12 protein-coding genes are annotated in these 26,064 nt (G+C 68.3%); 1 reads left to right on the forward strand and 11 read right to left on the reverse strand.

Annotation, left to right across the window (positions count from 1 at the left end):
• Window positions 1–417 (forward strand): tyrosine-type recombinase/integrase (locus OO57_RS39945; protein ID WP_199811352.1); only part of this gene is annotated, 417 nt, incomplete at its 5' end.
• Between the two features lie 133 nt (window positions 418–550).
• Here the strand turns inward: OO57_RS39945 and OO57_RS29745 are convergent.
• The 11 genes from OO57_RS29745 to pglX form a co-directional block, all read right to left on the reverse strand.
• Entirely contained in the window at window positions 551–1,735 is a 1,185-nt protein-coding gene (locus tag OO57_RS29745; RefSeq protein ID WP_033255810.1) for a hypothetical protein, read from the reverse strand.
• Between the two features lie 258 nt (window positions 1,736–1,993).
• Window positions 1,994–3,274 (reverse strand): TIGR02679 family protein, encoded by a 1,281-nt coding sequence (locus OO57_RS29750; RefSeq protein WP_033255811.1) that lies wholly within the window; start codon window positions 3,272–3,274, stop codon window positions 1,994–1,996.
• On the reverse strand, window positions 3,271–7,569 hold the full coding sequence (locus OO57_RS29755; protein ID WP_033255812.1) for a TIGR02680 family protein: 4,299 nt from the start codon (window positions 7,567–7,569) through the stop codon (window positions 3,271–3,273). The genes OO57_RS29750 and OO57_RS29755 overlap by 4 nt, the downstream gene beginning before the upstream one ends.
• Complete coding sequence (locus OO57_RS29760) at window positions 7,566–8,993, reverse strand: DUF2398 family protein (protein ID WP_033255813.1); 1,428 nt, start codon at window positions 8,991–8,993, stop codon at window positions 7,566–7,568. Before OO57_RS29760 ends, OO57_RS29755 begins: the two co-directional genes overlap by 4 nt.
• On the reverse strand, window positions 8,993–10,582 hold the full coding sequence (locus OO57_RS29765) for a TIGR02677 family protein (RefSeq protein ID WP_033255825.1): 1,590 nt from the start codon (window positions 10,580–10,582) through the stop codon (window positions 8,993–8,995). Before OO57_RS29765 ends, OO57_RS29760 begins: the two co-directional genes overlap by 1 nt.
• A 325-nt stretch (window positions 10,583–10,907) precedes the next feature.
• Window positions 10,908–11,876 (reverse strand): hypothetical protein, encoded by a 969-nt coding sequence (locus OO57_RS29770; protein WP_158715269.1) that lies wholly within the window; start codon window positions 11,874–11,876, stop codon window positions 10,908–10,910.
• A gap of 170 nt (window positions 11,877–12,046) precedes the next feature.
• A complete protein-coding gene (locus tag OO57_RS29775; RefSeq protein ID WP_051778413.1) occupies window positions 12,047–14,215 on the reverse strand; it encodes a DEAD/DEAH box helicase in 2,169 nt (722 codons plus the stop codon).
• Window positions 14,212–15,558: a BREX system ATP-binding protein BrxD gene (gene brxD, locus OO57_RS29780; protein WP_051778414.1), complete on the reverse strand. Its 1,347-nt coding sequence runs from the start codon at window positions 15,556–15,558 to the stop codon at window positions 14,212–14,214. Before brxD ends, OO57_RS29775 begins: the two co-directional genes overlap by 4 nt.
• Window positions 15,558–18,332, reverse strand: coding sequence for a BREX-2 system phosphatase PglZ (pglZ, locus tag OO57_RS29785; RefSeq protein ID WP_033255814.1), 2,775 nt, complete (start codon window positions 18,330–18,332; stop codon window positions 15,558–15,560). Before pglZ ends, brxD begins: the two co-directional genes overlap by 1 nt.
• Window positions 18,332–22,273 (reverse strand): DUF6079 family protein, encoded by a 3,942-nt coding sequence (locus OO57_RS29790; RefSeq protein WP_051778415.1) that lies wholly within the window; start codon window positions 22,271–22,273, stop codon window positions 18,332–18,334. Before OO57_RS29790 ends, pglZ begins: the two co-directional genes overlap by 1 nt.
• Before the next feature lie 66 nt (window positions 22,274–22,339).
• Window positions 22,340–26,014: a BREX-2 system adenine-specific DNA-methyltransferase PglX gene (gene pglX, locus OO57_RS29795; protein ID WP_324606805.1), complete on the reverse strand. Its 3,675-nt coding sequence runs from the start codon at window positions 26,012–26,014 to the stop codon at window positions 22,340–22,342.
• Between the last annotated feature and the right edge of the window lie 50 nt (window positions 26,015–26,064).

A 26,064-nucleotide genomic window follows, 5' to 3' on the forward strand; every position in this document is an offset into this window, starting at 1 on the left:
TCCCCCAGAGTCATGGCCGCCCTCCACCGCCAAGCCGCCACCCAGATGGCCGCCCATCCCGACAGCCGCTTGGAAGGGCTGGTCTTCACCCGCCCGGACGGAGAGCCCCTTCGACCCCAGTGGGTCCTCGACCAGCTCCGCAAACGCACTGCCGAACTCGACCTGCCGAAGATCGGTCTGCACGACCTGCGCCACACCGCTGCCAGCATCATGATCGCCGCCGGCATCCCTCTTGCCGTCGTCTCCAAGACACTGCGCCACGCCAATCTCGCCATCACCGTCGATCTCTACGGGCACCTCCTCAAGGACTCCGCAGACGAAGCCGTCAAAGCGCTCGCTCTTGCCCTCGACCACGCCGATGCCCAGCACGCCGGCATCGCCTCCGCGGAAATCCCCAACACCTGCCTGGCCGCATAGATCCGGGTCCTTGGAGTACCGCAATACTGACCGGAGCGCGTGGTACTCCCAAACCATGCCGCTGCCCAGGGCATCCCCGCGTTCGGAAACTGCCCGGTGCTTCGCTGCGAGAGCAGGGTCCGGCAACCGCCAGTCAGTGCCGAATGCCTGGTCGGTGGGAGTCGCAGAACCAGCCGCCGGGATAGAGCCGGGCACCAGACGCGCCGCATGGGGTCCTGCCCGCGGAACAGTAGCCGGCCCGCACTGGTCCGATCACCGGTGCTGCCAGGGCTGGCACGCGCACGGTTACGGCTGCGCAGTACGCTTCGCCGGTGTCCTTCGGCGGCATGGGTTCGAAGTCCGGCCTGCGCCGGTCTTCCCGTACCCGGACGCACTCCACGTCGCGCAGACCCGTCGAGGTCTTCCGCTGGCGCGGAACCGCTGGCTCTTTCTCCGTGTTGACCAGTGTCCCGCCGTTCGAGACGAACACCTTCCGGTCCTTCTCCGGCGCCCAGAAGCGAAGCAGGCCGCCGGTTGTGGTCTTGAGGGTGATCGGGACGTAGAGGCCGCCGGCGATGCGGCGGACCATGTCGTCGATCTGCGGCACCTGGACGTCCCAGGTCGGGTGCCACTGGTAGCAGCGGCCGATCTTCTTGACGGGGCACGGAAGCGGGTTGGTGTGGTCGCACTTCTTCAGGTTGAGGGTGCGTACGCCGCCTCGGACGAGCAGGTCGCGGTCCTCGCGGATGGCTCGGGCCGGAAGGTTGTCGGTACGCGCCCAGTGGACCTGGTCGATGAGGGGCGCCTTCGGGTCGACGGTGTGCCACACCGCGGTGATGCCGTCTTCCTTGGCGATCTTGTCTCGGTGGCGCACGGCCTGGACGGTGATGTACGACAACTGGGGCTCGAACCCGAACAGTTGGCCGCCGGTGCCGGTGACGAGAACGTCGGTGCGGCGCCTGCCGTCGGCTGCGCGGGCTTCGATCTCGACGCCGTGGCCGTCGGCCTCTGCGGCTCGGGCGTATCGCTCCTTGTATGCCTTGTGCTGGTCGCTTTCCGGTTCGTCGTGTGCGCGGCGACTCGGGTTGTAGTGGGAGGCGATGCGGCGGCCCTGACGCAGCGACAGGTACATCCATTCCGGCTGGTCGGGGCGGGCGTCGAGGCAGGTGGGGCAGAGCAGGCCGCGTTCAGGGACCGGCCGTTTGTCGGCGTAGAGCCTCTCCCAGAGAAGGGGGGTCTCGGGGACACCGAGGTCTTCTCGGTCGAGGTCGAGCAAGCGGTTGAGTGCGATGCTCAGGACCGGGTTGCGTTTGGGGAGTTCACCGTCGTAATCGTTCATGGCGTCTCATCTCTGCCATCAACCACGAGTGGGAGTTTCCAGTGTGCACCCGGGGACCGACAACCGGGTTCGGGTGCAGGATCGGGCTTGCCAGGAGCATCAACTGGCTGACGCTCCAATGCTGTTCCGTTCCTGGGTCGGGGGTTCGGCAGCGCAGGGCTCGTTCGTGCTGCGCGAGCCTCACCGAAAGGCCCGACCCACCAAACGAGTTGGCCGTTCGTCGCAAGGTGTGGGTGCTGGATTGCCCAACTGGCTTCGCTACGAGGCACCTTGGCGGTTGGACGGATGCTTCATGAGGTCGTCGAGGAGGGTGTCTGCGACTGCTTCTTCGTAGAGGGCCCGGTTGGTGTGGTGCATGGCTTCGGCGAGCTGCGGATCCCATGGGGTCGGGTAGGGCTTGCCGTTGAGGGGGATCTGGTCCTCCTCGTTGGTGGCGGAGGTGCCGGCCAGGTAGTCGGCAGCGGTCATGTGCCAGGGGCGGGCCTGGTAGCGGCTGATGAGCTGGTTGGTCATGTCGATGCCGGACCAGTCGAAGTCACCGTGATAGTGGAGTGTTCCTCCGCCTTGGCGGATTGCGCGGGTGAGGCGGTGGAAGGCGGTTGAGGGGCGGCCTTCGGCGCAGACGAGCGGTGGGCTCTTCGGGCCGAGTTCTCCGGCGGCGCGGCGTAGGACGGCGGGGTTCTCGCAGGCGTAGACGGTGGGCTGGTCGAGGGAGATCGGCAGCGTGACGAGCTGGTGGAGGGAGATGTGGAAGGGCGTGCCGTAGCGGGCGGCGCCGGTGAGCCATTCGCCCAAGCCCTCGCCGTGGGCGGGCAGGTTGAGCACCAGGACGCGGCTGGCGAGGTCATCGACGATCACGTCGAAAGAATCCCAGAGTTCGCGGCGCGCTTCGGCGCCGTTCGCAAGGGTGGTGTTGCGGGCTTGGGCCAGGGCGCGGAGCACCAAGGTGGGAAGGGCGCCGCTGCCGTGGTTGAGGGCTTTGGTGTCTCCGGTGGTCGCTTCCGCAAGCACTGGAAGCAAGAGCGGTGGTGCGTCACCTGGGCGCGTGTACAGGTGTTCGAGGACGCGGATGGCGCGGGTCAGTGAGGTGCTGTCGTTCTTGTTGATGAGGCTGGTGAGGGTGCCGTCTGTTGTGATGGCGGCAAGCCAGTCCCGGTACCACGAGTGTGCGTGGAGCGGGCTTGCTTCGGCGGTGGTTGTCAGCTGTGCTCGTGTCCGGGCCTGTGCTTCCTTCCGTCCCGGGCGGTCGACGAGCGGCCCTCCGAGCAGTGTGAGAAGGGCTGCCAGTGGTGTTCCGGTGGCGGCCTGGACAGCCGCTTCGAGGTCGGCGACCTTCACCGTGATCCGCGCGGTGCCCGGTGGCCGGTAGGCGCCTGTGATGCCGATCAGTGCCTCGCGTTCGGCGTCGGTGGGCGCGGTGATGCTCACCGAGCCGTCGAGCCGACCTCCTGTGCGTTCGAGTGATCGGCGCGCTGCTGCCAGCAGCCGTTGGTACTGGGGGCCGCCGTAGAGGCTTCGCGGGTCCGTCGGTGCCGTCATTCCTCGTCGTCCTGTCCGTCGGTGAGGTCGTCGAGGTCGCTGTCGGGGTTGATGTCGCCGAGGAGGCCGTCGCTGACCGGTGCGTGGCGCCGGGGTGTGAACCCGAGGATGTCCGCGGCCAGTTCGTCGGATCCCGGATAGCCGAGGTCGTCGTGGATCTGTTCTCCGTCCCAGAGCATGAGCATGGCGGAGACGGTGTGGGTGGCTTCGTCGTGGAGCATGTCGTAGTGCGAGATGCGCGGGACCGACGGGTAGGTGATCCACAGGTCGTGGCCGGTCATGAAGAGGTCGAGGTCGAACTTGACGGTCAGGGCGAGGAGGTCGGGGCGGTAGCGCTCGTCAATCCCTGCGAATGCCTCGTCCAGCGCGATCAGGCGAGGGCATGTGGGGTGGGCCGATCCGTACTGGGCGTTGGCGGCCGCGAAGAGCGGCAGGTGGATGGAGGCGGATTTCTCACCACCGGACATTTCGCTGTGCTTGGAGCGGGTGAGCTTTTCCTCCTTTCCTCCCGGACGGGACAGGAGCAGCTCGAACCGGCGCCAGGATCGGTAGTCGAGGACCTGGGAGATGATCTGCTGGTAGGTCTTGCGGCGGTCGCGAGCCTGTGCGGTCCGGATCTGGCTGCGCAGATGGGAGCGGAGTTCGGCGAGCCCTACGGGCCCCAGTGTTCTGGCGTCCTTCTCCAGGAGCTTGTTGACGGCGCGCTGGGAGTCGGTCAGGTTGTCCGACTGCACCCAGCGGATTCCGACCCTGGTGCCGGAGGACATGGGCTTGGCCCGGGTGTCGGAGTCCATTTCCCTGACCAGGTCGCGTGCTTCGATGGTCCGGGAGTGGACTTGTTGGGCGAGGCCGGTGAGGAGCGTGTCCTCCAGCACGGTTCGCTCGCGTTCTTCCAGGAGCACCTTCTGGTCGGCGACTTGTTCGGCCAGGCGGACAGCGAACTCGACGATGGGTGCGGGACCGTCGTTGTCTCGGACACGGGCGAGGATGATGTCGCCGTCGGGCTCCCATTCGAAGTGGTATCCCTGGTCGGAAGACGTCAGGGCGCTCTCGAGTGTGCTCAGGGCGGTGGACAGCTTGGTCGTGGTGGTCTTGATGATGCTGTCGGTGGCTGCCCGGCCGCGGGTGGCTTCGGCGAGGGCGTCATAGAGGGCACGGGTGATATCGGGGAGGGCACCGCGGGCTGCGGCCTCGGGGGTGAGGTCGGCGCTCGGGGAGGTGAGTCGCGCCATCAGATCCTCTGCGGCTTGGCCGGCTGTCGGCCACAGCTCGGTGGGATTCCAGTTGCTGTCGGCGTTCGCGCCCAGGACGCGGAGCAGGTCGGGCCTGCTGTACGGCTGGAGGGCGGCTGCCGTGCGCAGTTGTTCGGCCAGTGCCGTGGCGAGGGCCTCGTGGAGGTACTGGAGGGCCTTGTCGGCGCCGGCGAGTGCGAGCTGCTGGGCCGAGTGGTCCGTGTCGGCCAGCCGGTAGGCCAGCTGAGCATCCTCGAGCTGACGCTTCAAGGTGTTGATCTCTTCGTGGATCCGGCGCAGCGGTGCGCCGAGGGTCTCTTCCTGCTTGCGGAGGCGCTCGGCGAGTGCCGTGTAGTCGATGCGTCGCTCTTCCAGGGCCTCGGCCTGTTCCTGGCAGGCGGCGGTCTGCTCGTCGACGGTGTCGCGTCGGTCGGTGAGGTCCTTGCGCAGGTCGTTGATGGTGATCCTGGTTGTCTCCAGGTCGGCTGCGGCGGTGGTGAAGTCGCGGAGTGCGAGGTCGACGGCCTTGAGGCCTTCGGTGTCGGCGGGAAGGGTGAGGGCTGCTGCGCTCTTGTGGAGTTGGCGCTTGCGCTCGTGGGCTTCCGCGATGGCGTTGTCGAGCGCTTTGCCGGCGGTGGTGAGCCGGGTCCGGGCGTCGGCTGCCTTGTTGGCGGCGATGACCACCTGTTGGGCGGCGGTGACGATGCCGGTGGTGCTCGGCAGTTGGGCCCGGGCGGTGGCGAAGGCCGCGAGGTTGCCGACCGCGTGCTGGAGGTCGGTGGTCAGTGTCTCCAGTGTGCTTTCGAGGCCGGCGATGGCGGTGTCATAGGCGTTGAGGCGCTCGCGGCGGCGGGCGGCGCGTGCTGTCGCTCCGATGTACTCGGGCTGGTGCTTGGGGTGGGCGCCGCGGTGGACTCCGAGGGAGAACTGGCCGCGGGTGCTGACGATTGCACCGGGGTCCTGGTCGGTGTGCGGGCCTGGGGTGGCGAGGTCGTCGGTGAGGGCGATGGAGGTGAGGACGTCGTTGATGGCTTGCGCCTCGACGTGTTCCTGTTCCTCGGGGATGAGGACGTCGGCGAGGGTGCGGCCAGCGGGGCGTTGCTCGGGGGGAAGCGGGTGCAGGAAGCCGTCGGCCTCCTGGTCGGCGATGGCCTGGGATGTGGCGCTGGGGTGCGGGTGTACCCATGCCGTGAGGAGGCCCGCGCCGTACAGGGCGCCTTCGAGTGCAGCCGTGTGGTCGGGGGTCAGGTGGTCGGCGAAGCGGACGAGCTGCCACAGCGGCGCGCCGGGGCGGTCGGTGCGGTCGGCGGGGCGCAGGTCGCTGGGCGGCGGGGCGTCGTCGCGCTGCGCGGCCACGCTCGCGCGCTCGGCACGTGTCGTCTCCAGCGTGGTGCTGGTCTCGTCGTGCTGGAGTTGGAGTGCGTCCTGGTGTCGGCGGGCCTGGGTGCGGCGCTCGTCGGTGGCGTTGTGGAATGCCTCCTGCAGGGAGGTCGCGCCAGGGGCGTCTGCCGTTGCCAGGGCCTGGGCGAGCAGGGCGGTGTCGTCGGGTCCGAGGACGGCGTGGGGGTCGGTTCCGGTCCAGCGGTTGGTGAACGCTGCCAGCTCGGCGTCGGCCTGTGCTCGTGTGTCGGCCAGCGTTCGAGCCGCTCGGTCGCTTTCAAGGTCGCGCTCGGCGAGCTCGGCCTCGGCCTTGTCGACGGCGCCTTGGGCGGTGTTCTGCGCGCCGGCCGCGTCCTGGTAGCGGTTCAGGTGGCCTTGGACGGCGTGGATGTCGTGGCGCCGGGTGGTGGCTCGGGCGGCGGCCTGGGTCTTGACGTCCTCAGCCAGGTCGAGCGGGTCGTCGTCGATCCGGATGCCCGCATGGCGGGCGTGGTCGAGCAGTGCGGCGACGTACCGCTCTGCGGACTTCTCCGCTGTGGTCAGCCTTCCGGCGAGGCGGTCGGCTTCTCCTCCGAGCTTTGCCACGTGCTCCTGGGCCCGCGTGAGGGTGGTCTCGGTGTCCCGGATGGTCCGGCGTTCCGTACTGACGCGGGCCCGTAACTCGTCGAGGTCCCGTTCGCCCTTGATCGCCTCGTGGTTCTTGAGGCCGTCCAGTTGGGCCTGGGTCTTCTTCTCCTGCTCCGCTGCCGTGTTCCGTGCGGCCTTGGCCTTTGCCAGGGCCGCGGTGGCGTCCTGTCGCTGCTGGGCGGCGTCGGTGATCTTCTGGCAGTGCCCGGCCGTGGAGAGGAGCCGCTCGGTGATCTGGTCGACCCGGTGACGGGCGTGGACGCGCATGTAGGCGGTGTACTCGCGCAGGAAGTCCTGGACGGCCGTATCTGCGCCGATCAGTGCGTCGAGGACATCCTGGATCTCGGCCAGGTTCTCGAAGTCGCCGGCGGCTTGCTTGATCAGGTGCTCATCGAGCGGGCGCAGGCCCGCGGTGAGGGTGGCGGAGAGTTTGTCGGGGTCCAGGTCTTTGGCGAGCAGTGGGCGGCGCAGCTGAAGGAGGAGGTTGATGAGCTGGGCGTAGCGTTCGCGGCCGAGTCCGAACAGGCGGTCGTCGATGGCGTCTCGGTAGGCGGTGCTGGTGGTGTGGAGGGCGTCCTTGCCGATGAGCTTTTCCAACTCCGTCTTGCGGAGCGGGCGGGAGTCGGCGGTGAGGAGGCCGAAGTCGACGCCGACGCGGCCGTCGGTGACGAAGAAGACGCGGCCGGGGCGTTCTTTCGCCTTGTGGGCGAGGAGGCCGATGCCGATGGTGACAGCTTCGAGGAGTCGCCCTTCGGGGTTGGAGCGGGTGAATTCCATCCAGACGTAGCCGAAGTTGGACTCTTGGCCGCGGTAGAGCAGGTTGGACTTCATGGTGCGTTCTTCGCCGCTGAACGGGTCGAGGCGCCGGGCGTCGATGCTGCCGTCCAGGACGAGGGGGAAGAGGACTTCGAGGGCTTTGGTTTTGCCGGATCCGTTGTGGCCGCGCAGCACGAGGCGGCCGTCGGCGAAGACGAACTCCTCGTCGTCGTAGTCCCACAGGCCGATGATGCCGGCGCGGGACGGCTTGAAGCGGATGGCGGTGTCGCCGGTGGTCATCGGGTGACGTCCTCGGGTGCGCTGAAGTCGAAGGCGAACTGGCCGTCGACGCTCGGGCTGGGGAGGGCTGCGGTGATGTTGCGGTAGCGGCCTGCCGCCGGGCGGATGAGGATTCCGCCGGGGACGCGGTGGACCAGGAGCAGGTCCTGAAGGAGAGTGATCGCTTCGTGGAGGAGGCCTGCGGGGTCGGCCTGCCACTTGATGGTGAACGAGGACGGACCGAACTCCTCGTAGAGTTCGGCGATCATCTCGTCCAGCCGGGCCTGTTCGATGAGTGTGGCGGTCGCCGGCGGGTGTGGCTGCTGCAGGTCGTCGACGTGGCCGGCCACGGGTGGGTGCGGTCCGGGGGCGGGTGCTTCGTCGGCAAGGGCGGTCAGGGTGGCTGTGTGAGGCAGGGCGACGTCGATGTGGGCGATGAGAACGTGGTGTTCGTCGACGGGGTCGGGCGCGGGAAGCCGGCTGAGCCTGCCCGCTTGGGCGGGGTCTTCTTGCAGGTCGGCGATCTTGGCGAGGAGCAGGCCGGCGGTGCGGTTGATCGCGCCGCCGCGTCCGGGGAAGCGCTTGTCGGTGAAGTGTCCGGTGTTGTCGACCAGCATGATGCCTTCGGCACGGCGTTCGATCTTCAGGCCGGTGAACCGTGTGAGGTCCTCCACCAGTGCGGACTGGCGCAGGGCGCTGGCCGTCTCGGGGTCGGTGTCGGCGTAGTAGACGACCGGGTGCTCGATGACGGCTCGGCGGGCTCGCTGGGCGGCGTAGCGTCGGCGGGCGTCGCGGCCGGTACCGGTCGGTGCTGTTTCGAGGAGGCCGGCCACGCTGGTGAGGTGCTGAAGGGGCTTGCCGGGCTTGAAGAGCGCAGCGCACAAGCTCTGGTCGATGTCGTAGAGCGCGTCGCCGCGTTCGTGGTCGCGGGCCCAGTGCTGGGTGGAGCCGTCGGACAGGCGCAGGGCCCCGCGGTGGACGAGCCAGTCGATGACGTCGACGACGGCGTCCTTGTGGCCCGGGGCGGTCGGGTCGAAGCCCAGGTGCTCGATGGTGTTGGCGTGCGGGGTGAGTTCCCGCACGAGATCGGCGAGGTTGATCTCGATGCGCGAGCGGTGCAGGCAGGCGAGGACCAGGCAGAGGTATGCGAGGCGGCGCCGGTCGAATGGCCGCTTGCTACTGACTGCGGTGAAGTCCTGGCTGCCGTCGAGGCTGTCGAGGCGGCGGGTCAGCCGGGCGTGGTGAGAGGTGGTGTGCAGGGTGTAGCCCAGCAGGGAGCGGAAGTCCTTCGCCAGCTCGTCGGCCCAGGGAAGTACGGAGGCCAGTGCGCCCTTCCGTGGATAGCTGTCGGTCACGATGCTGTACAGCAGCATCAGACGCGCTGCCTGCTGGTAGGAGCCGAGCTGGGCCGTCTCGACGGTCGCGGCGACGCGATGTGTTGTCATCAGCTGGGCTCCCGGGTGCGGGTGCTTCGGCGGGCCGAGGTGATCTCCAGGTGGAACCCGGGGAGGTGCAGCGTTCCGTTGACGGTCCGCAGTCGACTGCCTCTCTGGTCGGGGATCAGGCGCAGCATCATGACGTCGCTGGTGCCGATGGACGGATGAAGGCGGCCAGCGACCACGGTGCGGCTCTCCAGAGCGCGGGTGAGCAGTTTCAGTACCGCCCGCGTCTCGGCTTCGTCCAGAATCCTGTCGTGTGCGCCTTGCTTGAGCAGCCCGCTCGCGGCAGCCCTCTCCGCGGCGCGGCTCTGAAGATGCTTCTGCCGCAGCGGTGCGCGGGTCCCTCGACCGGTCCGCACCGGTTGCGGCCCACCCGGGGCGGGCCGCTTGCCGTGCTTGAACAGGCTGACACTGATCTCGACACCGGGAGCGTCCCACCAGGTGGAGCGGCTGGAGATCTGGTCGTCATCGTCGTGGGCACCGGCCAGGTGACGCACGGACCGTAGGTCGAACGCTGCGGCCATCAGTGCGTTCGCCGCCTGCTGGTCCGGGGCTCCGGCAACCCAGGCCGCAAGGTGGCGAAGCTGGGTGGTGCGGCTGACACCAGTACGCCGGGACTCAGTGACCTGCCGCAGAAGGGCGATGACACCCGAGATCGCGTCGCGGGTGGCGCTCTGCAGCTGGACGGCCTTCGGTTCGACGGGATACTCGGCGACGAACCACTGACGCAGCCCCGTCCAGCGCCGCCGCCAGTCCTCCCTGCGAGCGGCCAGGCTCATCATGGGCCGGCCGTCGACGTCGGCGACGCGGTCGAGCATCGTTTCAACCCCGCTGTCCTCAACGTCGCGGACCGCGTCGAGCAGGCGCGGGGTGTAGCGCTCGAGCTCCGCCGAGAAGTCACTCATGTGAGCGAGAAGGGTGTGCTTGTGGCGCAGGAACGTCTCCGGCGAGATGTCGGTGGTGCGGGCCACGTCGTTCAGCGTGAGGTAGAACCGGGCGGAGCGCTGGGTCATGTCCTCCAGGACCGCGTCCAGCCGGGAGAGCTTGCGGTAGATCTCCTCCCGGTCCGCGCTGCGGTTCGCCGCCGCCAAGGCCGTCAGGTCGGCGAGGATGTCGGCGAAGACGAGCCGCGACAGGTTGGCGTCCTCCACTCGGGCCCCGATCACCGCCTCCACGGCGGTGTAGGCCCGGTACCCGATCTCCGTGAACTGGTAGACCGACTGCCGGTTTCGGTACGCGGCAAGCGTTCCGGCGCGGGATGCGTCCTCGACCCGGTGAAGGACCTTGTCGCCTTCCCGTCCCCGGTCCTGCTCTCCCGAGAGAACATCCAGCATGTTCCGCAGGTTCAGATCGCCGGGGGCCGGCACATCCGCGTGCGCCTCGCCGAGTTCGGCAAGCGCTCGGGCCACGTCAGCGGTGTGAACCTGTACCTGGTGAACCGCACGCAGGACGTTCATCGCCCTCAAGACCCACAAGTAGGCCGTCGAATCGTCGCGTTGGGTGAAGTTGAAGAGCCTGAGTCGGTCTCCCACCGCCAGCGAGTCGAGGTCGAATGATGTCGACGCTGTCTCGCTCGGACCCTCGCGCTCTGCCATCCAGGCCACTTCCCCTTCCCTCGTCGCCGCCCCGCTCCACGGTGGCACAGCCCTCCGACACACCAGAGGCATGCACCCCTCCGTCCGCGTCGGCGCATGATCCGTACCGTAACCGCCGACGCAGGTGATGTGCCGAGATATCACCCAACTGACAGGTCAGTTGGCCGATTTCACTCGCAGGTCTCGGGCCGCCTCACGGAGACACCGAAGGAGGCCTGTCTCCCAGGGGGGCGACGCGGGAGGGGCAGCGGAGGCGGCTACCGGGGCCCCTCCCGCCGCAGAGCACCGGTGCCGTGCGGCCTCGGCGCTCCGACAGCGGCGGTCTTCAGGCGGCGTCCGGCAGCTGCTCCGACGACATCGCCGGTTCGCTTCCCAGCTGGAACCCGCAGTCGCCAGGACGCCGGCCCACCCTCTGCAACGTCAGGGCTGCCAGCAACCCGACTCCGGGCCCGGTCACTGGCGATCGCTGAGTCCCGACGAAGAAGATGCCGTCCTCGTTCGGCTCTGCGCCACCGAGATCTCCTCCGGAGGCGAGCGCGACGCAGAATCCCCACAGGTCGGCGCGCAGCCCGCTCGGCAGGTTCGGGTCGACAAAGACGAGCGGACAGCGCTCGCCGTCCTTGTACCCGAAGGCGACCGTGGCTCCGATGCCCTCGGGCCACTCAGACGCATCCTCGGGCAGGTCCTCGGCCAGACCATGGAGGTGATCAACGATGAGCGCCTTCAAGGCGCCGATCACTTCCTCGTCGGTGCACCAGCCATGCATCGGCGCCCAGTCGCTTCCTTCGTACAGCGACGCGATGTCCGGTACGGTTCGCCGCTCGGCGTCGACAACCGCGCCGTCCGCCGTGTCCGCGGGCTTTCCGGGGATGCTGAGGATTTTGAACTCGCTGTCGGACTCGAACGCCGGCGTGGCGGTACACATACCGGTGCCGGGCTTGCCGAGATAGTGCCCGATGAGCTTACGGACGAGTCGCGAGACCTCGTAGTCGCTCAGACCGGGCCGGACGTAGATGCGCAAGCCGCTCGACGGATCGCCGAGCATCGCCCCGAGCGCGTCGTACGGCATCTCCGCCTTGCGAACGGTGGCGTTCAGAAGATCCAGGAGGACCTCCACCGGCAGCGCCCAGGCGTCGTGCGCGCGCAGCACCTCGGTCCGCTCGCAGTCCTGCGGCTCCGTCGGGCGCGGGCGGTTCTCGGAGGCGCGCTGCTCGATGCTGGCGACATTGTCGGTCATGTGGTGTCCCTTCATCGCGGTGACCGTCGATGAATTCAGTTTCCACACGACCGACATGTCTCATGACCTAATGTGGAGAAGCGTGTTCAGCTGCGCTCGAACTCTGCCAGGCTCCGGGAGCGTTCGTCCTGCTCCAGGTCGTGCGGGACAGCGGGTCTGCTCGATCCGGTGGCCATCGCGTGGTTGCTGTCCTGCGGTCCTCGGCGCCCACAGCAGGGCAGGTAGTGTCACTCTGTTCTGATCGTGAACCGGACTGGCTCGGCCAGAATGGTCGTTGCCGAATCGAGGTCTGCGAGCCTGGTGGCGAGTGTGGCCATAGCCAGTCGTTCCGGGAGGGCCTCGTGGAACTTCAGCCCGCGCATGGCTTTCACGTCGATGTCGGGCAGGCACAGGCGTGAGACGGCGTCCGCCGTGCTGGCCTTCCACATCTGAGGTGTTAGGTCGGTGCGTAGGCGCAGGTATTCGTCGGAGAAGCGCTGGCGCTCGTCGGTTACTCCCGCGAGGGTGGCGGTGAGGGTGGCGTTGGCGCGGTAGCCGGCCCAGGTCCACCAGCGGATGTCGTCGCCGGCTCGGGTGATGACGGTGCCGCCGGGGTGGACGGTGTCGACGTTGTGCTCTCGGACGTGGGCGAGTTGCTGGGTGGCTCGGCGGGTGAGTTTGACCTGTGGGTCGGTTCCGAGCAGGACGTCGCGTGCGGCCTGGTTGAGGGCGTAGGAGGTGCCGCTGTAGCCGGTACCGAACCAGCGGGCGCGGCCGGCGAGGTCGGAGGGTTCGACGTAGCAGCGGCGCCTGGTCCAGTCGATCCAGGTGACCTTCCAGCTCCGACCGCCGAGCAGGAGGACCCGGGGGCCGTCGATCTTCTCGGTGAGGAGCATGGGGTCGGTGCGGCCGATCTCCTGGCGGCCGGCGAGGACGGTGAATTCGGGTGGTGCGGTGAAGACGGCGGTAATGCCCATGAAGTGGCGTCGGCCGAACTTCTCCTCGGCAGCCGGGCCGATGAACAGCAGCTCGCCGTCCTGGTCGAGGAATCCGTGGTCGACCAGATGCCGCAGGATGGGTTCGGCGCCGCGGTCGAAGGGGGGCAGGCCGTTCCATCCCTCGTCCCACAGCCCCTGGGCGATCTTGTGCTCTTGGAGGCTGAGGGCGAGGAGCTGCTGCGCGACGATGTGCCGGGGCTCGGGCGGTGCGGCAACCGGTTCGACGTAGCCGCGGCCCCACAGGACGAGGAGGGCCGAGGCGCTCAAGAGCGCCTCGTGGCTGCGGGCGAGGAAGAGGCAGTTGCGGCTGGATCCGGCACGGCGGCCGGTGCGGCCAATGCGTTGGAGGAAGGAGGCGACGGTGGTGGGGGCGTCGATCTGGATGACGCGGTCGAGGTCACCGACATCGATGCCGAGTTCGAGGGTGCTGGTGGAGACGATGACGCAGTCGCGGGCCTCGGCGAAGGCGGCTTCGGCGCGGCGGCGTTCGTCGAGGGACAGGGAGGCGTGGGAGAGGAAGGTCGTTACGCCTGCGGCGCGGAGTGCGGCGCCGAGTTCCTCGACGAGCTGCCGGGAGTCGCAGAAGACCAGACGCTTCTCGCCTCGGTGGAGAGCGGCGATGACCTTGGCCGCGTTGGCGGTCGATCCGACGTAGTCGAGTTCGATGTCTCCCGGTGGTGTCACCTTCGTGGCGTCGGCGACGGCCCGTGGGGCGAGGTCGACGCCAGGTGCGACGACCTGGGCGGGGCGCTGGCCACGGCCCGAACCCTGCAGCCAGTGGAGGAGGTCATGCGGGTTGCCGACGGTGGCGGACAGCCCGATGCGCTGGATCGGCCGTCCGGCCAGGTGTTGGAGGCGTTCGAGGACGGCGAGCAGGTGCCAGCCCCGGTCGTCGCCTGCGAAGGCATGGACCTCGTCGACCACGATGGTCCGCAGGTCGGCGAAGAGGCGGTGCTGGTCGACCTTGGTGCTCACCAGCATGGCCTCGATGGACTCGGGCGTGGTGAGCAGGATGTCCGGCGGGTCGGCGAGGATGCGCCGGCGTGCAGTCGGGGGGATGTCGCCGTGCCAGAGCGCCACGCGCCGGCCGAGCCATCCGGCATAGGTTTCGAGGCGCGGCAGGAGGTTGTTCAGCAGGGCCTTGAGCGGGCACACGTACAGCACCGACAGGCCGGTCCAGCGGTGCTGCTCCATGGCGGACAGCAGGGGGAACGATGCGGCTTCGGTCTTGCCGCCGGCGGTGGGGGCGAGCAGGACCGCGTCGGAGCCGTCGATCAGCGGGGTGATGGCCTCCTGCTGGAGGGGGCGCAGTTCGCGCCAGCCGAGGGAGTTGACGATGTGGTGGACGAGGGCGGGCTGGAGCCGGGACAGCGCAGCCTTCCCTGACTCGGGGCCAGGGAGTGCCGGGGTGTCGCTCACAGGTCGAGCTCGATGTCGCCCGCGGAGGCTGCGCTGCGTTCGGCTTCGCTCAGCTCGGCCGAGGACAGGGTGAGGGCGTAGTGCCGGCGTGGGTCGAAGTCGTCGAACTCGTCGACCCGGTCGAGGACGTCGGCGACGAGTTTGCGCAGGAAGACGCGCGGTGCGATGCCGACCTGGCCGCCGAGTCCTCCGGTGACGGCGGTGGCGAGTTCGGCGATGTAGGCGTTGTCGACGAGTTCGGTGATCCGGTCCGGGTTGCGGGCAGCACCTGCGTAGAGGTCTCGGACGCTGCGGCCGAGTTCGCCGAGGCGCTCCAGGTCGAAGCCGGCGAGGCGGAGTTGGACCGCGCGGGGTGAGTCGAAGCGGGGGTCGGTCGTGAAGTCGGTGGCCAGGCGCTGGGCCAGCGGGGGAAGGCGTTGTACGCCCTGCTGTCCGTCGTAGAACGCGGGTGTGCCGGTGATCACGAGGAACAGGCCGGGGAAGCGGCCGGCGTCGATCTCGTCCAGGAGTTGCCGAAGGGCGTTGAGGCCCTTTTCCCGGACGTCGCCCCGCACGCGCTGGAGGGTCTCGATCTCGTCGAGGACGAGCAGCAGCCCGGGGTGTCCGCAGTCCCGCAGGACGGTCAGCAGGCCCTGGAGGAAGCCGAGGGCGGCGAAGTGGTCCAGGTCTCCGCGGACGCCTGCGGTCCGGCGGGCACCGGCCGCGACGGATTTCTGGCCGCCGAGCCAGGCGATGAGCGCTTCGGCGGTAGCGGCGTCGCCTGCGGCCTTGGCGTGGCGGTATCCGCGCAGGGCTGCTGCGAACGCGGGGGTGGTACGGGCGACCTCGGCGAGACGGGACTCCATGAGGGCGTCAACGGCCTTGCCGAGGGCTTCGGTGTCGTCCTCCGACACGTCGTCGGCGTCGAGGACTTCCTCTTCGAGGGTGTAGAACCAGGAGTCGACGATGGCACGCAGGGCGCTGGGGGCGTGGCTCGCGGTGGACAGACGTTCGGTCAGGCGCCGGTAGACCGTCTCCAGTTTGTGCAGTGGAGTCTCGGTCTCGGAGATCTGGATCTCGGCTGTGGCCAGGCCCATGCGCTTGGCCCGCTCGGCCAGCCAGCGGGCGAAAAACGTCTTGCCGGAGCCGTAGTCGCCGCGAACGGCGTGGAACGCGGCGCCGCCCCGGGTGACGACGGTCAGGTCGTCGTCGAGGGCGCGTTCGAAGCGGTCGAGGCCGACGGCGAACAGGTCGAGGCCGAACTGGGGTACTGTGCCGCGGCGCAGGGCATCGACCACGTCGCGGCGGCGGGCCGCGCTCACGGATGCGGGCTGGCTCCCGGAGGGGGGCCGGTTGGTGCTCATCAGCTGTCCACCTGGAACTGTTCGGCGGCGAGCGGCACGTTGAGCCGCAACCTGGTTCCGTTGTCGCTGAATTCCAGCACGGGGTAGCCCTCTACGTTCATGAGTCGTTGCAGTGTGGCGGCGAAGCCGTCGGCGTTGCGTCCTGCCTTGCCGGCTGCCGCGGCGACGGCTGTGAGGGACAGGACGCCGTCGGCCTCGACCAGCGCGTCGACGACGGCTGCCATGACCTCGGGCTCGGGTGGCTTGCGGACAAACCTTCGCTGGAAGCGGAAGGTCTCGGTGGCCACCAGCTTCGCACCGAAGGAAGAGCGGTCCGCGGCGCTGCTCGCCGGGGCGGCTTCGGCTGTCTCGTCCGCGGCTTCCCGCCTGCTGGTGTGGTCGGCTGTCGTCGACGGCTGGTCGGTCTGCTCGGCGGCGCGTGCCGTCTCGGCGGCGGGGCCGCCTGCGTTCCACCAGCGCGGGGTGACGTCCTCGGGGGCGAGGAGGTGCCAGTCCTTGGGCGGGTCCGTGTCTGCGGGCAGCAGCGCGAGGACCGGCACGGTCATCTCGGCGAGGGAGGCACCGCCGTGGTAGCCCGCCTTGCGGGGCGTGTAGCGGATGTCCTCGCGCCAGGGCGCGACGATGCGGCCATCGCCTTCCAGAACGCGGGGTCCGGTCAGCAGGACCTCACCGGCGTCCGGCTCGCCGAGGCGCCAGCGCGCGGCACCCGTATTGCCAGTGGCTGTCGGGGCGTCGAGTCCCTCGCCCCGTTCGAGGACGTGGCCGTGGTCGGCGACGATGACGACGGGGCGGCCGTAGAGGCGGGCGGCGGCGAGGAGCTCCCCCAGGTAGGTCACGTCGGACAGGCGCCAGCGGGTGCGGTCCCCCTGGGCCGCGTGATCGAGTGAGTCGTCGACGGTGTTCAGCACGACGCCGACGACCGCTTCGCCGGCCAGTTCGCGCTGCAGCGTGTCGGAGAGCCGCTGCCCGGCTGCCCCTCCTATGTCCGCCTTATGGAAGAGGACACCTGACCGGCGCTGCCGGGACCAGAACGCCTCGAAGCCGGGCTTCTCCACGGACTGGCCGCCCTGGGTGAGGCTGCCGGTGAGGAGCGAGGCCCGGCTGATGCGGGTGAGTGAGGGGATCGCGGCGACTGCGGCCGTGCGCCGGCCCCGGGTGGGGCCGGTCTCCAGCCAGCCGCGGCGGGCGAGCTCTTCGCCGAAGCCGACCGCGACCTCGCTGCTCATGCCGTCGACCAGCAGGATCAGGGGTGCCCGGCCCGACTTGCCGGCGAGCTTGACCGCGATGGTGTCGAGGACGTTCTCCACCAGGAGCGCGCCGCCCGAAGTTTGGCTGGAGGCGGTGCGCGTCCAGTCGCGCAGGTAGCGGGCGAAGATCTCGTCGATCACTGCGCGCCGCCCGCGAGCAGCGTGGTAGATGCTGTGGTAGGCGGCGATGACCGGTTCGTGGGCTTCGGCGTCGCCGGCCCACAGGACGGTGAGGGCGGCATCCACCCAGCCCCATTCGGCGAGGTGGTGCTCGACGGCACCCGCGACAGAGCTGACCGTCGGGTGCGCTCCGGCCAGCCAGCGGGCGAGGCGCACTGCGGCCTCGGCGGTACGGACACGTGCGCGCAGCAGGCCCGCGAGATGATGACGGCGCAGGTCCTCGAGCGCTGCCTCGGTTGCGGCGAGATCGTGTGCGCGGGCACCGGACGGGTCGAGGACGGACGCCAGTGCGGTGAGGCGTGCCTGGAATCCGGAGGGAAGGTAGGCGTTGCCTGCGAGGGCTTCGGTCAGGCCGGCGTCCTGGGCCTGCCGATCGGCCTGTTCGAGGACGTCCAGGGCCCGGTTACGGGCCGCGTGCTGCTCCGGGCCGGCCTGCTCGGCCTGCAGCAGCCAGCGGATCAGTGTTCCTTCGACGGCGAGGGTGAAGGCACGCAGGTCGGCGGGCTTGATCCGGATGGTGCCGAAAAGTCCGCCGAGGGCGAGGCCGGTCTCGGCCGACGTCGCAGGGCCGGCCACTGCGGAGCCCACAACGCCGAGGGCCATGGCGTCCTGGCCTCGGCCTGCGGCGCACAGGTCGAGCAGCAGGGATGCCGCGCTTCCGGCTACCTTGGCCAACCAGGCCTTGATGCCCTGCTGCTCGTCCGTGGCCAGTGCCGCGTACGCGGCGGGTCCGAGCGGGCTGCGCGACCATGCCAGCAGGGTGTCCGCGTCGAGCGGAGTCTCACGCCGTGCTTCGCCTCGGCCGCCGGCCGTGTCGGGGGATGCCTGGCTGATCGACAGTCTGGCCTCGACGAGTGCGCGCATCGCCGCGTTCAGGGTGAGCACGGAGCCGAGCCGCGGCCAGCCGCTGTGGGGCTCCGCATCGAGGAGCGCGTTCACGAGCCAGGATTCCGCGCGGATGCGCGGGTCGAGGCCGGTGGCGCCGAACCGCAGCCTGACGATCTCCGCCCGATCGACGCTGAGGACCTGGCGGCGCAGGGCGTGGCCGAGGACGTCCCAGCCGAGCTGCTCGTCCTCGACCGTGGTGGCGACCACCAGCACCGCGCCCGAAGCAGGGGCTTCCTCCTGGTAGCGGTGCCAGGCGTCGGAGATGCCGAGGACGGAGTGCTCCTCCACGACCTCGATCCGGCGCTTGTCGTCGGCCACGGACGTGGTGAACTCGGCTGCGGCAGTGGTGTCGTAGCGGCCGTGGACCAGGACGAGGCGGCGCTCCGGCTCGTTGGGGAGCTCCAGGCGCAAGAGCGCCTCGATGACCCGGCGGTTGACCAGGGGCGGCTGAGCCGACATCAGTCCGCCGTCCCTTCGCTGGCGCTACCGCCCGTTCCGGGCTCGTCCGCGGGCTTCCACCCGATCTCGATCTCGGTGTCGGGGTTGGTGGCGGCGAACTGCCGGATCTCGCCGAGCAGATCTGCGAGCGCACGCTCGAACGCGGTGTCTCCGGCGCGGGCCGCGACCCTGCGCGTGGAGCGACGCGGCACGCCATCCCCGGAAGCGGCAGGAGTGGTCGTGCCGGCGGGGGCGGCAGGAGTGCTCGGCGCCTCGGGGGACGTCGGCAGTGGCGGCTGGCCGTGAACCGTCAGACTGACCTGCCCTGCCTCGGTCGGCGCTTCCTGGGGCGCGGACGGGGTCAACGGCGGCGCGGCCGGAGGTGCCACTGGTGCGGCCACGGCGGCCAGCCGGGCAGCGTCCCTGATGAGTGCCAGCGCCTGCGGCTGGATCCCGTCCAGGACGGGCGCGAGCCGACGGGCGAACTCGTCCTCGTGAGCGGCCCGCTGGACCTCGGCGATCAACCGCTGCGCGCGGTCACCGATCCCGTCGGTCCGCCCCGTGTACTCGCGCACACTCTCCAGCAGGTCCCACTGCGTACGGTCGAGCGCGTCGAGCACCGTCTTGGCCGAGCCGAGGGCAGCCCCGAGCTCTTCGTCGGTGATGTCGTACGCGACCGCGGCAAGTTCCTTCACCAGCGGGGTGTCGTCCTGGTGCCGCGTCAGCCGCTGGACGAGGTCTGCGGCGTGCCGAGCCGCCAGCAGACGGGGCGCACGCGGGTCGGTCAGGCCCAGCGCCTCGGCGTGCTGCGGCTTGCCGAGGGAGCTGCGCACCCCGTCGACGTACTTCTCCATTTCCTTCGCCTTCGCACGCACCTCAGCCGCGAGCTTGGCGACGTTGCGGGCGAACAGCACCGGCGGCACACCAGTGACGCCGAACAGGGCAGCCGCACGCTCCCGCGCCGTGGCGAACTCGGCCTCGCTGGGCTTCTCCTGGGCTCGCAGGACGTGGCCGGCACCGATCGACTGGAGCGGCGGGGCCGTCGGTTCGGGCTTCCCGTTGTAGACCCAGGACCGGTCGGCCAGCAGCGCGTAGGTGGCGATCAGCAGGCTGCTGACCTGCTTGTCCAAGCCGGTCCATCCCAGCTTGGCGATCCACTGGCGGATGTCCTCCACCTTGTACTCGCCGGTGATCTGCTGCTGGGCGGCGTACTGGTCGATCCGCCGGCGCCACTCGGTGCTGAGGGTGAGCGGACCGTCGTGGACCTCTCCGAGCTCCAGCGGGTGCACGATCTTCTTGACGACGGCCATCTGCCCGCGGTCGAGTTCAACGCGCCCGGAGCCGTCCTCCATGGCCTTGGTGATCCAGCCGAGCACGGTCTTCAGCTCGGCCGGGGTGATCGCCTTGCGGTTGCCGGACGGATCGAAGTTGGGGTGCTTCGGGTACAGCTCCTGGAACACCCCGTCGGCGATGCGGAGCATGTTGCCCTCGAAGCCGGCGGCGGCCTCCAGCCGGGGCCGATGGCCCGGCAGCATCGACAACAAGTGGCCGTCCTCCCCGACCGGGGCGCCGGCGTTGGCCTCGTCCAGGCGGCTGATCCCGTACAGCTGGGCCAGCGTGACGGTGAGCTGGGAGGTGAGGTTGTCGCGCTGCGCCTGCAGCTGGTGGCGCATGCGGATGCGATCCTCGCTGGAGTAGTTGACCGCGAGGTCGTCGAGCCGCTCCCGCTCCAGCAAGTAGTTGATCTTCAGGAGGCGTCCGAGCTGGCCGGCCCGCTGACGCGAGAGGTGCGCCGGCAGCCACACCACGGTGGGCTGGTGGTGCCGTTCGTCCCGCAGCAGCTGACGGACCCGCGCGGCGTCATTGCTCGGGTACTGGCCAGCGACATCGAACGGGTAGTCGAAGACAAAGCGCACCCGGCCGTCCACCGAGGGGATGAAGTGGTCGTCCGGGATCTCCTGGGCGTCGCGGACGTTGCCGAACACGAACTCGGCGGTGCGCTTGGTACCGCGCCACACGACCTCGTGCTCGCAGACGAAGCCCTCGGTGTCCTTGATGCCGAACGCGCCCCAGAGAGCCTCCTTGATCCACACGCGCCGCGCGCTGACCCGGTCGACCTCTCCGACAGCGTCCAGCAGCGGTTCGACGTCGAGGTCGGACAAGTGGAGTGCGAACACCGGGTCGTTGCCGCCGTCCGAACGCAGCTCTCCGCCGAACTCGCCCTGCAGCTCCTCCAGGCGTGCCAAAGCCACCTTGTCGTCAGTGATGGTCCGGGTGCGCTTGACGGAACCGTGGTTGAGGTCGGCGAGCCGGCGCGCGGTCAACCGGGCCAAGGCCGGGACCTCGGGCGTCAGGTAGGCCAACAGGAGCGTCTTCACGAGCCGGTCGGTGGCCCGGAACTCGGGGCTCTCCTCGCCCTGGTAGCGCTCCAGCATCCAGAGGCGGACCTTGTCGTAGAACCGGTTGGCCTGCTCGCCCTCCTTGCGGAGCTTCTCGGTGAAGGCGTCGCCCATGCCGCCGGAGAGGACGTCCCACAAGTCGCCGAGCGGGATGATCTGGCCGACCTTCATGTCCTCGCGACGGCGCCACAGCAGATCCTGGAGCAGCTTGAGACCGGTTCGCTCACGCTGCAGTGCACCGGACAGGGCGACCAGGACGTTCAGCAGCGCCGGCGTCAGCGGGTACACGTCGCGGAAGTCGGACCAGTCGGCCTGCGTGGCGCCCTGGGAGTCGAGCAGCGCGTCCTTGACCCGTGCGTTGGCCTGCTCGAAGTCGGCGAACGCCGAATCCAGAGCGGCCCGCATTTCCGGGGAGCGGGGCTTCAGCACGCGCTCCTTGATGATCGCCGGGAGGTTCCGGTCCTCCAGGCTGATCACGTCGAAACGCTGCGCGAGGTAACCGACCTGGGACTCCAGGTTCTTCACCTCAGCGCCCGTGACGTCCTCGCCCACGAGCTGGGAGAGATTCCTCTGGCGCGAGACGAAGGAGATGATCGGCACCGGCCGGTCCGCCACCCCCGACTCGATGATCTTGACGAGCTTGCCGACCTCGGTCTTCACGAAGTCCTGGTCGCTCATCCTGGCCTGGAGCCAGAGGACCAACTCGTCGAGGAACAGCACGATGCCGTCGTAGCCGAGCGACTTCGCGTGCCGACTGATGACGGACAGGCCGTCCTCCAACGGGATGAAGGCATTCGCATCGCCGCTGGCACCACGTGCATAGGACTTCATCGGACCGCTGAGCAGCGCGGAGACCAATGCCTCGCGCAGCGGATCGCCCTGCGGAGCTGCGAACGCACGGTCCAAGTCGTCGCTGGTCCAGCCGGTAGCGGGCGCCTCGGCTTCCTCCAGCGGTACCAGGTCGTCCTCGTCCGCGGCACCGGGATGGGCCGTGCTGTCGCCGACAGCACGGTCCCCGAGCTTGCGGATGAACAGCTCGTCGCCTTCGATGCTGCGGTTGTAGCGGGCATCGTCCAGCATCGCGTCAGCCCGGTAGACCGGCGGCGTCGGCGCGTTCGGATCCAGCCGGCGGATCGCCCGGACGTAGCCGCCGAGGAGCGCCGAGTCCAGGTCCGCTGCACCGACCAGGTGATACGGCACCATGAGGAATCGGCGGTCGCGGAGCCAGTCGTCGTGCTCGGCGATGACCTCCTGCAGACGCGGCTTGGAGCGGGCCGCCGGCTCGTTGTTGAGCACTGCGTGGAGCACAGACATGAAGTGGCTCTTACCGGAGCCGAACGATCCGTGCAGGTACGCGGCGTTGGAAGAGCCGTCGCGGACCGAGCTGCGGACGAGCGTGAGCGCCTTGCCGAAGGCTTCCTTCAGCTGATCGGTGACGACGTACTCGTCGACCAGGCGCTGGGTCTCCTCGAACCCGCCGGACAGCTCGACCTTGAACTTCCCGGCGAGGACCGCGTCGGGGATGTCCAGGACGTCCCGGAGGAAGAGCTCAGTGCTGGACATCGCGGGTCGCGGTTCCCTTCGTCGTGGAATTCATATCGGTGCGATCGTGCGTGTGGCGACCGTACGCTACTTGGCTGCAGCCTTGCCGTGCTTTGGTGCCGACGGACGCCAGGCGAGGAGTGCGTCCATTGCGATGCCATGCTCGCGCTGTTGGGCTTCCAGCCACTCCTGGCAGTCGGTCGCAGGATTGCCGTCCCACTCGGCATCGAACTCGCCGTGCCACTGCTTCAGCCAGGGCAGCAACTCCACCATCCCGGCGAGGAGCGGAATCAGCTGTTCACCCTGCCAGTTATCCCGCTCAATACGGTCGGCCACCAGGTTAATGATGGCCTGCGCCTGGTCGCGGTGGTCCCAGCCAGCCCAGCCGAGAACCAGCTTGGGGTCAGCCTCCGGCCCAGCATCCGGATAGGAGATGAACCGCTCCTTCGGCACATCAAGCTTGCCGCGGTTTGACCAGTACGACTGCTTGAGGAAGTCCACGCTGGCGTACTTCGGCGGCACGGCGATATTCAGTTGCTGCCCAGTCAGGTCCTCCTCACGCTGCTGCTCCCAGGCCTTCTCCCACTGCTCGCGCTTGCGGAGTCCAGAGTCCTTGTAGCGCAAGGCGGATAGGTAAGGAACAAACTCGTCGGCAAGGACGTCGCGCAATACCTCGGCGAGCCTGAGGTCCGGCTTGCCGAGGTGATCTGCCGCGTACAGCTCGGCGACAGCCTGGACCTCAGCGTCGTCGGTAAATAGGTCAGCGAGCTGCATCAGCGTAAGGGTGCGAGGTTGGCGCATGCCATCACGAGTATGGAACCACAGGTCCCCACGTTCACAGCGGTCCAGCAGCCAGGCGCGGAGTGCCTCAGCTTCCCTCTTCTCCCACGTGGGCGATGACCAACGACGCTTGCACTCCGGTCGCTCGATCAGCGCAATGTCGCGACGCTTCTCGATGATGTCGATTCGCCGCTGCACAATTTTCTGGTACCATTCCGGCCAGTCGACTGGAATGCCGGTGACAGGGACGGAACAATGCCGGTCGAACCACGCAGTATCAGCCTCGCCAGCCGCCACCCTCCTGGCCAAAACGATTTCAAATGCGCGCTCGCCGAGTGACAGCTCGGGCACATCGTCGAGATTTGAGGCAGTAAGAGCGGCAACCTCGTCCTCTCTCAGGAGGCCGTATGAACCGTATACGTGCCAGTCCAGCTCCTCCTGCAAGGCGATCATCCGACGGCGAGCAGAGGAATAAGAAACTCGTGCGGAGTCGAGAGCAGCACGAGTCGGCGCAGCTGACTCGGCTGCCACGACAGCGGGCTCGCTCGAGAGGAGATCCTTTGCAAGTGTATCGAGGGCGCGGCCGAGCATAAGAGGCAGGTCCGCTGGAACGGGAAACTGCTGCAGCTTGGTGCCGTTGAATTGGTAGAAGCGTTCCCATGCGTGGGATTTGAAGCCTTCACCGACTCCCTGCGCACCCTTATCGTGACAGACCTGCTTCAGCCAAAAGCACGCCGTCGAGGAGTTCAGTAGCCCAAGTAGCGCCAAATGCTCCTCTTCTGTGGACCCTTCCGGCAATTTGATCACTGGTGCGGTCTGCTTAAATACGCTTCCTCCGCGGTCCAGAGCGAAGTGATTGTGCGTTGCCACCTCACCGAATGTGATCGAGAGTGGCGTTCGATAGGCAGAGGCCGTGTGCTGCATGTAGTCCCACCAGCGCAAGCCCGCTGCTGCCATATCACCCTGGAAGGTCTTACGCGCCGACAGCAGAGTACGCCACGGCCACAATTCTTGCTCTAGACCCATTGCATTGGAAATGCTCGAATGGTAGGGGTACCAGATACCCTCAGTGAACTCACCCGTCCAGTCCCTGACCTGTTCGCCGACCGCCAGCGGAACGATTGCACGCCGGTCCGCTCGCGTCCGGAGAGTCGCACGCAGCGGCCTGATAAAGGCTTCATCGGCACCAGCACGAATTGCGCGCCCTACCGGCAATTCGATCTTCTTGGCGAGCGGTGTCCGGTTCTTGGCGACCCGAGCCAGCAGATCAGCCGCCCCTCCTCCACTGAGCGACCACGGGTGCCCAGAAAGCTCCCCCCTCGCTATGTCAGTGACTGAAACCCACGCAGACTCGCTTCTCGGCTTCGCCACCTGCTCCACAATGGCACGCCAGACGAATCCCTCCGCTGCAATCTCCGGTTGCCCCGGCTCCCCGCGGACGCCCAGGACGGCTCGAATCGGATCAGGCCATCCTCGTTCGGTGTTCCGCCCAGCGAGAATCACTGTAGGTGTACCGTGCCCAGGAATAAAAGCCCCGGACGTGTCAATAACGTGCGTCAGCTTCACGGTCCGAAAGAAGTCTTCGATGAGCTTCTTGCCAAATTCCCTTTTCATGAATGAATTGGCGGTGATCTGCCCGGTGAATCCTTGCTGCTCTCGAGTCGCAAGCTCAAAAATCCGCTGAGCAAACGGCACCGAAAGTGCATAAACGCCAGAGCAAGCGTCGTATGCACCCCTATAGTTTTCGTTCTCCCGCTTATCCTTTACCGTGATATACGGCGGATTCGCCACCACCGCATGGTACGAGTGCCTCCCTAGGAGGTCGCAGCTCCGGACGAACTCGTTCACGTCCTCCGTCGAGTACGCGAACGCGCCCTCCGATTCCTCCTCGTCCCCGTCGTCGGCCATCCCCATAGCCGAGAACAGGTCATCTTCCGACTTGCCCTTCTGCTTGCGCTTGCCGACGCCCCGTCCGTGCAGCAGCGAGTCACCAACTGCGACGTTGATTGGGAACTTGGGTGCCTGGTCCAGGCGCCCTACTCCAGCTTCCTTCAGCGCCGCAACCAGCAGCCGGAAACGGGCGATACTCACCGCGAATGGGTTCTTGTCGCACCCGTGCACTGCCTCAAGAGCGGCTCGCACGTTCGTCCAGTCGTCGACGCCCGGCCCGGCTTCTTCCCGGTACCGTGTCAACAGCCGCTGGAAGATCCCCAACAGGAAGTGCCCGCTACCGCACGCCGGGTCGATAGTCCGCAGCCCTCGCCGCTCAACACTCGAGCCACCCTCGCGAATGGTCAGCTCGGGCCAGAGCCCGAACTCCTCCACCGCTGGCTCCAGCGTGAGGTCAAGGATGAACTCCTCCACGAACTCGGGAGTCTGCAACAGCGCGTACGTCTTCCGCGCGTGCTCGCTGAGGTTCTGGTAGAGGTCACCGAGGAACCGGGTGTCCCAGTCCGTGCTCTCGAAGAGGTGGACCGCCTCGCCGTTCTTGTCCCTGCGCCGCCAGAAGGCCAGCAGCGCCCGCGCCGCTTCATAGCTCGGTGTGAGCCCCCACAGGGGGTTGTGGTTGCGGTCGAAGAGGCCGCCCGCTGTCTCGTTCGCCGCTGCGAGGTGGTCGAACGCGGCGATGAGCCAGTCGCGGTCGTTCTGTTCCGGGTTCTCGCGGAAATAGGCCTCGTGGCGCTCCTCCGCGATCTCCAGCCGTTCCCCGGGGCCGGCGAGCCACGGCCATTCGATCAGTCCGTTGTCCTCGCAGAAGCGGACGAACACCGTGCCAAGGACCCAGGCGACGGCGGCCTGGGTGATGCGCTCCTCGCGCCAGCTCTCGTACGTGGCTGCGGTGCGCTCAGCCACCCGAGCGCGCTGGTACTCGTCGTCCAGCTTCTCCGCGAACTCCGGTACGTCCTGGCTGCGCTCTCGCAGGTCGTCCTCCAGAGCTGCTACCTGCTTACGCAGGTCCTTCAGCAGCTCGTTCTGGTCCACTCCCCGACCGGTCACAGCGCCCGTCCCTTGTCCGTCCATCCGTCGGTCCC

Origin of the sequence: Kitasatospora phosalacinea (genome assembly GCF_000717185.1) — a bacterium.
Lineage (GTDB): Bacteria > Actinomycetota > Actinomycetes > Streptomycetales > Streptomycetaceae > Kitasatospora > Kitasatospora phosalacinea_A.